Annotated in this window: 6 protein-coding genes and 1 rRNA gene; 6 read left to right on the top strand and 1 reads right to left on the bottom strand. The window is 60.8% G+C overall.

Features of this window, described 5'->3' with window-relative positions:
- Positions 1 to 2: 2 nt before the first annotated feature.
- A 5S ribosomal RNA gene (gene rrf / locus ACNOHI_RS14390) occupies positions 3 to 115 on the top strand.
- A gap of 141 nt (positions 116 to 256) precedes the next feature.
- On the opposite strand, the gene ACNOHI_RS14385 is transcribed toward rrf, so the two are convergent.
- Positions 257 to 964, bottom strand: a complete 708-nt coding sequence (locus tag ACNOHI_RS14385) for an IclR family transcriptional regulator (RefSeq protein ID WP_420475355.1) — start codon at positions 962 to 964, stop codon at positions 257 to 259.
- A 113-nt stretch (positions 965 to 1,077) separates the two neighbouring features.
- On the opposite strand from ACNOHI_RS14385, the gene ACNOHI_RS14380 reads away from it, so the two are divergent.
- The 5 genes from ACNOHI_RS14380 to ACNOHI_RS14360 all read left to right on the top strand — a co-directional run bounded on the left by ACNOHI_RS14380 (position 1,078) and on the right by ACNOHI_RS14360 (position 8,347).
- Positions 1,078 to 2,280, top strand: a complete 1,203-nt coding sequence (locus ACNOHI_RS14380; RefSeq protein ID WP_420475354.1) for a CaiB/BaiF CoA transferase family protein — start codon at positions 1,078 to 1,080, stop codon at positions 2,278 to 2,280.
- Positions 2,277 to 3,128 carry a citryl-CoA lyase gene (locus ACNOHI_RS14375; RefSeq protein WP_420475353.1) on the top strand — a complete coding sequence of 284 codons (852 nt, stop codon included), beginning with the start codon at positions 2,277 to 2,279 and terminating at the stop codon, positions 3,126 to 3,128. The genes ACNOHI_RS14380 and ACNOHI_RS14375 overlap by 4 nt, the downstream gene beginning before the upstream one ends.
- A gap of 322 nt (positions 3,129 to 3,450) precedes the next feature.
- On the top strand, positions 3,451 to 4,134 hold the full coding sequence (locus ACNOHI_RS14370) for a LytR C-terminal domain-containing protein (RefSeq protein ID WP_420475352.1): 684 nt from the start codon (positions 3,451 to 3,453) through the stop codon (positions 4,132 to 4,134).
- 524 nt (positions 4,135 to 4,658) lie between these two features.
- Positions 4,659 to 7,244 (top strand): bifunctional aconitate hydratase 2/2-methylisocitrate dehydratase, encoded by a 2,586-nt coding sequence (locus ACNOHI_RS14365; protein ID WP_420475351.1) that lies wholly within the window; start codon positions 4,659 to 4,661, stop codon positions 7,242 to 7,244.
- 320 nt (positions 7,245 to 7,564) lie between these two features.
- Positions 7,565 to 8,347, top strand: a complete 783-nt coding sequence (locus ACNOHI_RS14360) for a PRC-barrel domain-containing protein (RefSeq protein WP_420475350.1) — start codon at positions 7,565 to 7,567, stop codon at positions 8,345 to 8,347.
- Positions 8,348 to 8,360 lie beyond the last annotated feature (13 nt).

The raw sequence follows: 8,360 nt of genomic DNA, 5'->3' as shown, positions 1-8,360 counted from the left end.
TGCCTGATGACCATAGCGAGTTGGTACCACCCCTTCCCATCCCGAACAGGACCGTGAAACGACTCTGCGCCGATGATAGTGCTGCAACCAGTGTGAAAGTAGGTTATCGTCAGGCTTGTTATATGCATGAGCCCCGCCTTCGTCTGAAGGCGGGGCTTTTTGCTTTTGCGGCGATAAAAAGCGAAACTGCGTTCGCAGGCCCTCGGCATCGAAAGCTCAACCGAGGGATGTCGTCACGCGCGCCGCATTAATGGCTTCAAGCAGGATAGACGCTGGGGTTCCCGCCGAACTGGCGGGTCAGTTCGCGCGCATGGCGGTAGAGTACGTGGAGAATTTGCTCCACTGCCGTCTCATCGATTCGGTAGCGGGGACCGGAAACCGTGAGCGCTCCTGCGAATTCCTGGTGGATGCCAAAGACCGGGCAAGATACCGCCGCGGTTTCCGGATCGCGCTCGCCGAATGACGAGGCCTGGAGCGAACGACGGATTTCGTCGTAGCATTGTCCGGGCTGGCCACTGAAGGCCAGGATGACATGGCCTGAAGCGCCGAGATCGATGGGCAGCCTGTCTCCTTCGTTGATTGAATCACGTACTGCGCGTGGTGCGTCCACGCGGTGCAGGCAGAGCCGCATGTTCCCGTCGCGAACAAAAAAGGAAGCGCTTTCCCTTATTTCTCCCGCAATTTCCCTGAGCACCTTTGGCACGCAGTCGGCTGTCTTGAACTGACGCTGGAAGAGCGCGCCGAGAAAGAGAGGCTTCGCCCCCAGCTTGTAGTATCCGTCTGTGTCGCGGCGCAGGTACCCAAACTTCTCAAGGGATTCGGTCAGACGCAATGCCGTACTCTTGTACAGGCCCGTTCGACGGGAAATTTCGCTCAAGGTCAGTCCCGTATCGTCCGCCGTAAAGGCGTCGAGGATGGTTAGGGCCCGGTCGACAGCCGCGACCCCGTCATTGTTCGTCGGCACTGCATCTCGTTCCGTTGCTTTGTTTGTCTTCATTGCAAAAGTTGAAGTCATCTGTTTGATGGTGAATAATAGAACACTGTTCTGTCTGGCGCTACACTTTGCGGAAACCTACAATGACACAAGCACTGCATGGAATACGGGTGCTCGACCTGACCAACGTCCTGGCTGGCCCGTTTTGCGCATACCAGCTTGCGCTGCTGGGGGCGGATGTAATCAAGGTCGAGATGCCGCGCGACGGCGACTTGGCAAGGCAGTTAGGTGCCGATCCCGAACTGAATGCAAAGAGGATGGGCGCTTCTTTCCTGGCGCAGAATGCCGGTAAAAGGTCGATCACCGTCGACCTAAAGTCGGAAGCGGGCAAGGAAGTGCTGCGCCGCCTGGTTGAATCGGCCGACGTTCTCGTCGAAAACTTCCGGCCCGGCGTTATGGCGCGACTCGGGCTGGGGTATGAGGAGCTGAAGAAGTCCAATCGCGGGCTTGTGTACTGCGCGATCTCAGGCTTCGGGCAGGATGGGCCGTTGAAGGATGCGCCTGCGTACGACCAGATCGTGCAAGGCTTGTCCGGTGCCATGAGCATCACGGGAAGCGAGGAGAGTGCGCCCCTGCGTGTCGGCTATCCGGTCGCAGATTCCATTGGCGGGCTTACCGGCGCATTCGCCATTGCCTCGGCATTGGTCAAGCGCGCATCGACCGGCGAGGGCAGTTTTATTGATGTCGCCATGTTGGACTCTACAATTGTGACGATGGGATGGGTGGTCTCGAACTATCTCGTTGCGGGACAGATTCCGCAGCCGAACGGTAACGATAATTTCACCGCGGCGCCTTCCGGTGCGTTCCGCACAAAACAGGGTTTGCTGAACATCGCTGCAAACAAGCAGGAGCAGTTTGTTGCCCTGGCGGCGGCCGTCGGGCGTCAAGACCTCGTATCCGATCCCCGGTTTTCCGAGCGGGAAAGCCGGAAGCGTCATCGTGCCGCCCTTACTGAAGAAATCGAAAAGGGGCTGGCGGCAAAAACTGCAGAGGAATGGGAACCTGTGCTTAACCGCGCTGGTGTTCCTGCCGGGCGTGTGCTGTCCGTTCCGCAGGCACTTTCGCATCCGCAAGTGCGGCACCGTCGGTTGTTGCGTACGTTCGAAGACGTCCCGGGTGTCGGCCGTCCCGTCACCTTGGCGCGGGCCGGGTTCAGGATCGAGGGAGCGGAACCCGATGCCGGGATTCCGCCGCCGCGTCTGGGCGAACACACAGACGCGCTACTGCTGGAGCTCGGGTATTCCAGCGAAGAGATCGAGGCACTAAAACGGACAGGTGCGGTATGAGTGCAAAGACAGCGGAGCAGTTGCTGCAGGAAGCATCAGCGTGGTGGACCACCGAAATCATCGACATCCACCCCGGCAAGATTGGAATCCGTGGCTACCCCATCCAGGACCTCATCGGCACGATCCGCTTTCCGGAGATGATCTGGCTGATGCTGCGCGGCGAGCTGCCGTCGCAGGCGCAGGCCGCACTGCTGGAGGCTGCCTTGGTGGCGAGCGTCGACCATGGTCCACAGGCGCCGTCGATCGCGATTTCGCGGATGGCCGTGACTTGCGGACTGCCCTTGAACGGTGCGATGGCCTCAGCGATCAATGCGCTCGACGATGTGCATGGCGGAGCAGGGCAGCAATGCATGGAGATTTGCCAGCGGATCGCGGCCATGACCGAGAGCGGGACTGGCCTCGCCGAAGCGGTCGATGCTGCACTTGACGCCTACGTCGCGGAGCATGGCAAGATCATTCCCGGCTTTGGCCATAGGTTCCATCCGACTGATCCGCGCACGCCCAAGCTGCTGCAACTGGTGGAAGAGGCTTGCAATTCCGGTGCGGTCGGCGGGCACTATGCCCGCATCGGGAGGTCTGTGGAAGAGGCGCTCGCACGAAGGACCGGCAAGCGCATCCCGATGAACATCGACGGTGCGACAGCGGTGATTTTCTCCGAGCTTGGATTTGCCGCGGAGCTGGGGCGAGGCTTGTTCATCCTGTCGCGCGCCGTCGGTATCCTTGCCCACGCCTGGGAGCAGAAAACGCAGGGAGGGCGCATCAAGGGGCCGATGCCGCCTGCCGTTCCCTATACCTATACCGGCGAAGCCGAACGAAAACTGAAGCCCGGTGGCCCAGGCACCGCCTGAACGCGCCAGTTCCGGATTCCTTGATTACGGTTATGGCAGTGTTGCCTTACGGCATTCATAATGGCCGGCGCATGACGCTTCCTCATTCGGCCGCATGGGAGGCGCGCTCCGCATCGCGCGGCTTCTTCTATTGACTTCAGCCGGACGTCCCCACGCAGGGAGTGTCCGCCGGCAGGGCAAACAGGAACGCATGTTCGACGACCAATCGATACCGCGCCGTGTAGGTTACACTCCGGCGACAGGCCGCATTCTTCTGCGGCGGCGGTTCAACGGCTTGTTCGGCGACCGTACCACTCTTGCGTTTTCAACAACAGGTGTAAGCATGAAATCGACCACCGCACCGGCACGTGCCAAACAAAACTGGACCGCATTTGAGCTGCTCATGCTCGCGCCTTTCGGATTCCTGCTCTGGTACGTTGGAACCCAGCCGCTTGTCTTGCCCGCGCCTGCGGTCAATCCGTTTGTGGCGAACGAACAGGTCGTGGCGGCACCGATTGCGCAGGCAGACCCGGATACGCCGCGCTTTGTGACGACCGGCAGCACCGTGCTCGAACGTATCGCCCCTGTCGCCCGTCTGACATTGGAAGGCCAGGAGGCAATCGCGGTATCCACGGAGCCGGCACAGGTGCAGGTGCAGGATGGGCCGGTGGTTGTCGAGGCCGCGCCGATTGCGCCCCAGGACTCAGCGTCGATTCGCATCGAGATCGCCGATGGCACCGGGGTTGAAGGTTTTGCCGGCGAGCTGACTTCGCAACTTGAAAAGCTCGGAGTGACGGTATCGAAGACTGCGAGCATGCCCGCCGGTGCACAGCGCCGTACGGTAATCCTCTACCGTGACGGAGCCGAAGAGGTAGCGCAGCGTCTGGGCAAGCTGTTTGCCCGTCCGCCCGCACTGGTCAACAAACCCGGTTCGGATAATGCTGCCGAAGTGCGCTTGGTCCTTGGTAGTGCTGCCGCGCATGACAAGGCTTTGCTTGCGTCTAAGCCGCAGCTCGCAGGCATGTAAGCGCACTGTGGCCAGCGGTACTCGATGCCGCGCAGCTCGCAGGTCCGCAGGTAGCCCTGTATCTCATCGCATTTGCCGCGTTCGAGGAAGCACGTCTGCTCGAACGTAACGACGCCCTCCGCGACGTTCCCGTCCTGTGTCAGGTCGCGCCGCGTCACTATCTGGTCAATCATCTCCGATTCGTAGTGGCGGAACATTCCATGACTGGCTTCCTTTGCAACGTGCATGCTGAGGCCGGGATTGACCCTGCTGCGCAACACGCCGACCATGGCGGATCACAATTGTGTTTTCTACCCGTTCCACCTGTGCGCCCAAGAGCATCGGCCGGCTCGCCAAGCATTGCCGCGGGGAAAAGCAGAGAGTGTTGCCTTTTTCGTAACGAAAAATTCTGAGGTGCAAAAATTCCCGACTTTCTTGTTAAGTCTTATGTCTTATAGAAGACTTGTTCGGGTACAATAACGCCAGAACAGGCAGGTCAGGATTTTTCCTTATCTTTTTCATAACCAAACTGGAAGAGCACAAACATGCTAGCAGCGTACCGTAACCATGTCGCCGAACGGGCGGCCCTCGGCATTCCTCCGCTCCCGCTATCCGCGGCGCAGACCAAGGATCTGGTAGAACTCCTGAAGAACCCGCCCGCGGGCGAAGAGCAGTTCCTCGTCGACCTGCTGACCAACCGCGTTCCGGCCGGTGTGGACGACGCCGCCAAGGTCAAGGCTGCCTTCCTCGAAGCGGTCGCCAAGGGCACCGAGAAGAGCCCGCTGGTCTCGCGCGAACTGGCGACCAAGCTGCTGGGCACCATGCTCGGCGGTTTCAACATCAAGCCGCTGATCGACCTGCTGGGTGATGCCGCAGTTGGCACCGTGGCCGCTGAAGGTCTCAAGAAGACCCTGCTGATGTTCGACTACTTCCACGACGTCAAGGAACTGGCCGACAAGGGTAATGCCAACGCCAAGGCTGTGATTCAGTCCTGGGCCGACGCCGAGTGGTTCACTTCGCGTCCGGAAGTCCCGCAGAGCATGACCCTGACCGTGTTCAAGGTCTCCGGCGAAACCAATACCGACGACCTGTCGCCCGCTCCAGATGCGACGACCCGTCCCGACATCCCGATGCACGCGCTGGCGATGCTGAAGAACGCACGCCCCGGCATCAATCCGGACGAGCCGGGCAAGGTCGGCCCGATCAAGCAACTCGAAGCACTGAAGGCCAAGGGCAACCTGGTCGCCTACGTCGGCGACGTGGTCGGCACCGGCTCTTCCCGCAAGTCCGCGACGAACTCGGTCCTGTGGTTCACCGGCGAAGACATTCCCTTCATCCCCAACAAGCGTTTCGGCGGTGTCTGCCTCGGCAGCAAGATCGCTCCGATCTTCTACAACACCATGGAAGATGCCGGCGCGCTGCCGATCGAACTCGACGTCAACAAGATGGAAATGGGCGACGTCATCGAACTGCGTCCGTACGAAGGCAAGGCCCTGAAGAACGGTGAAGTCATCGCCGAATTCAAGGTCAAGTCCGACGTGATCTTCGACGAAGTTCGCGCTGGCGGCCGTATCCCCCTGATCATCGGCCGTGGCCTGACCGCCAAGGCTCGCGAGGCACTCGGCCTGGCACCGTCCACGCTGTTCCGCCTGCCGCAGAACCCGGCCGATTCCGGCAAGGGCTTCTCGCTCGCACAGAAGATGGTTGGCCGCGCATGCGGTCTGCCGGAAGGCCAGGGCGTCCGCCCGGGTACCTACTGCGAACCGAAGATGACCACCGTCGGCTCTCAGGACACCACCGGCCCGATGACCCGCGACGAGCTGAAGGACCTGGCTTGCCTCGGCTTCTCCGCCGACATGGTGATGCAGTCCTTCTGCCACACCGCCGCCTATCCGAAGATCGTCGACGTCAAGATGCACCAGTCGCTGCCGAACTTCATCTCGACCCGTGGCGGCGTTGCGCTGCGTCCGGGCGATGGCGTGATCCACTCCTGGCTGAACCGTCTCCTGCTGCCCGACACCGTCGGCACCGGTGGCGACTCGCACACCCGTTTCCCGATCGGCATCTCCTTCCCGGCAGGTTCCGGCCTCGTGGCCTTCGCTGCCGCGACCGGCGTCATGCCGCTCGACATGCCGGAATCGGTGCTGGTCCGCTTCAAGGGCGAACTGCAGCCGGGCGTCACCCTGCGTGACCTCGTCAACGCGATCCCGCTGTACGCGATCCGCCAGGGCCTGCTGACCGTCGAGAAGAAGGGCAAGAAGAACATCTTCTCCGGCCGCATCCTCGAAATCGAAGGCCTGCCGAAGCTGAAGGTCGAACAGGCATTCGAACTGTCCGACGCGTCCGCTGAGCGTTCCGCCGCTGGTTGCACGGTCCACCTCGACAAGGAACCGATCGCCGAGTACATGACCTCGAACATCACCCTGATGAAGTGGATGATCGCCAACGGCTACCAGGACAAGCGCACGCTCGAGCGCCGCATCAAGGCGATGGAAGCATGGCTCGCCAAGCCGGAACTGCTGAAGGGCGACGCCGATGCCGAGTACGCAGCCGTCATCGAAATCGACCTGGCCGACATCAAGGAACCGATCGTTGCCTGCCCGAACGACCCAGACGATGTGAAGACCCTGGGTGAAGTTGCCGGCGACAAGATCGACGAAGTGTTCGTCGGTTCCTGCATGACCAACATCGGTCACTTCCGTGCCGCTTCCAAGCTGCTGGAAGGCAAGAGCGACATCCCGGTTCGCCTGTGGATCGCTCCGCCGACCAAGATGGACCAGCAGGTGCTGACCGCCGAAGGCCACTATGGCAATCTCGGCCGCACCGGCGCCCGCATGGAAATGCCGGGCTGCTCGCTGTGCATGGGTAACCAGGCACAGATCCGCAAGGGTTCCACCGCGATGTCGACCTCGACGCGTAACTTCCCGAACCGTCTCGGCCTGGATACGCGCGTCTACCTCGGCTCGGCTGAACTCGCGGCTGTCTGCGCGATGCTCGGCAAGATCCCGACCAAGGAAGAGTACATGGCGAACATCGGCGTAATCGACAAGAACGCGGCCGATATCTATCGCTACATGAACTTCGACCAGATCGCGGAGTTCCGCGAAGTGGCGGACGGCGTCCAGGTGTAAGACGTTTCACTGCGCGAACACATCGCGCATTGGATGGAAAAGGGCTTCCCGCAAGGGAAGCCCTTTTTGCTTTGCGTTGCCTTTCCTCTCACCAACATGACCGTTGACAAATCTCAATGCCCGCGCAGTACCAACTTATTAACATCGCGGCATACATGCTTTCTATAAGAAGAAGATGTAAGTACCGGAGCCGGCGGTAGATAAAAGTACCGGCACCAATTCCAGGCCCTCCCACTGCGGAGGGCCTTTCATTTTCGGCCGGAACCTTTGAATTGCCCGCGGACCTAATTTCTTGTGAATAGCACACGCCGGAGGTCATCATGCTGCACAGTGCCAATGCGCTTCGCGGTTTTGCCATTGCCGCCACCGATGGGGAATTGGGTAGCGTCCGCGACGTGTACTTCGATGATGCCGAGTGGGTAATCCGCTACCTGGTCGTGAACACCGGCGGATGGCCCAACGGCTACGATGTCCTGCTGTCGCCGATGTCCGTGCTGGCCGAAGAGTGGGATCGGCGCGCCTTGCGCGTCAACCTGACGATGCAGCAGATACGCAACAGCCCGAGCATCGACACCGCCAAGCCCGTCGAGCGCCAGCACGAGGAAGAATTCAATACGTATTACGGCTTCCCGTATTACTGGGCGGGTCCGCATCGAGGATCGGCAGTCTACCCTGGCGTGATCGAGAAAAAGCCGCTGGAGCCGTCAGACGTGCTGGCGATCCGCAAGCGGCTCGAGGAAGAGCGCGCCCATTCCGATCCGCACCTCCGGAGCTGCAGCGAAGTGGTCGGCTACCACATTCATGCCACGGACAAGCAGATCGGCCATGTCGAAGATTTCCTGTTTGACCGCGTTGACTGGTCGATCCAGCTGATGGCGGTGGACACGCGCAAGTGGCTACTGGGCAAGCACGTGCTGGTGTCGCCGCATCAGATCGAACGCGTCAGCTGGGAAGACAGGACCGTCTTCGTGAACGTCAGCAAGGATCAGATCGAGCACAGCCCGGAATATGACGAAGCGCATCCGCCGGAGAGCGGGGCCGAGCTGGAGTTGTATCGCGTTACCGGCGAAGCCGCGAAGACGCCTTCGCGGCCCGCCGGGTAGTCCCGAGTCGCCT

The organism is Noviherbaspirillum sp. ST9, assembly GCF_048799745.1.
Lineage (GTDB): Bacteria > Pseudomonadota > Gammaproteobacteria > Burkholderiales > Burkholderiaceae_D > Noviherbaspirillum.
This window is presented reverse-complemented; position numbering and strand designations above follow the sequence as displayed.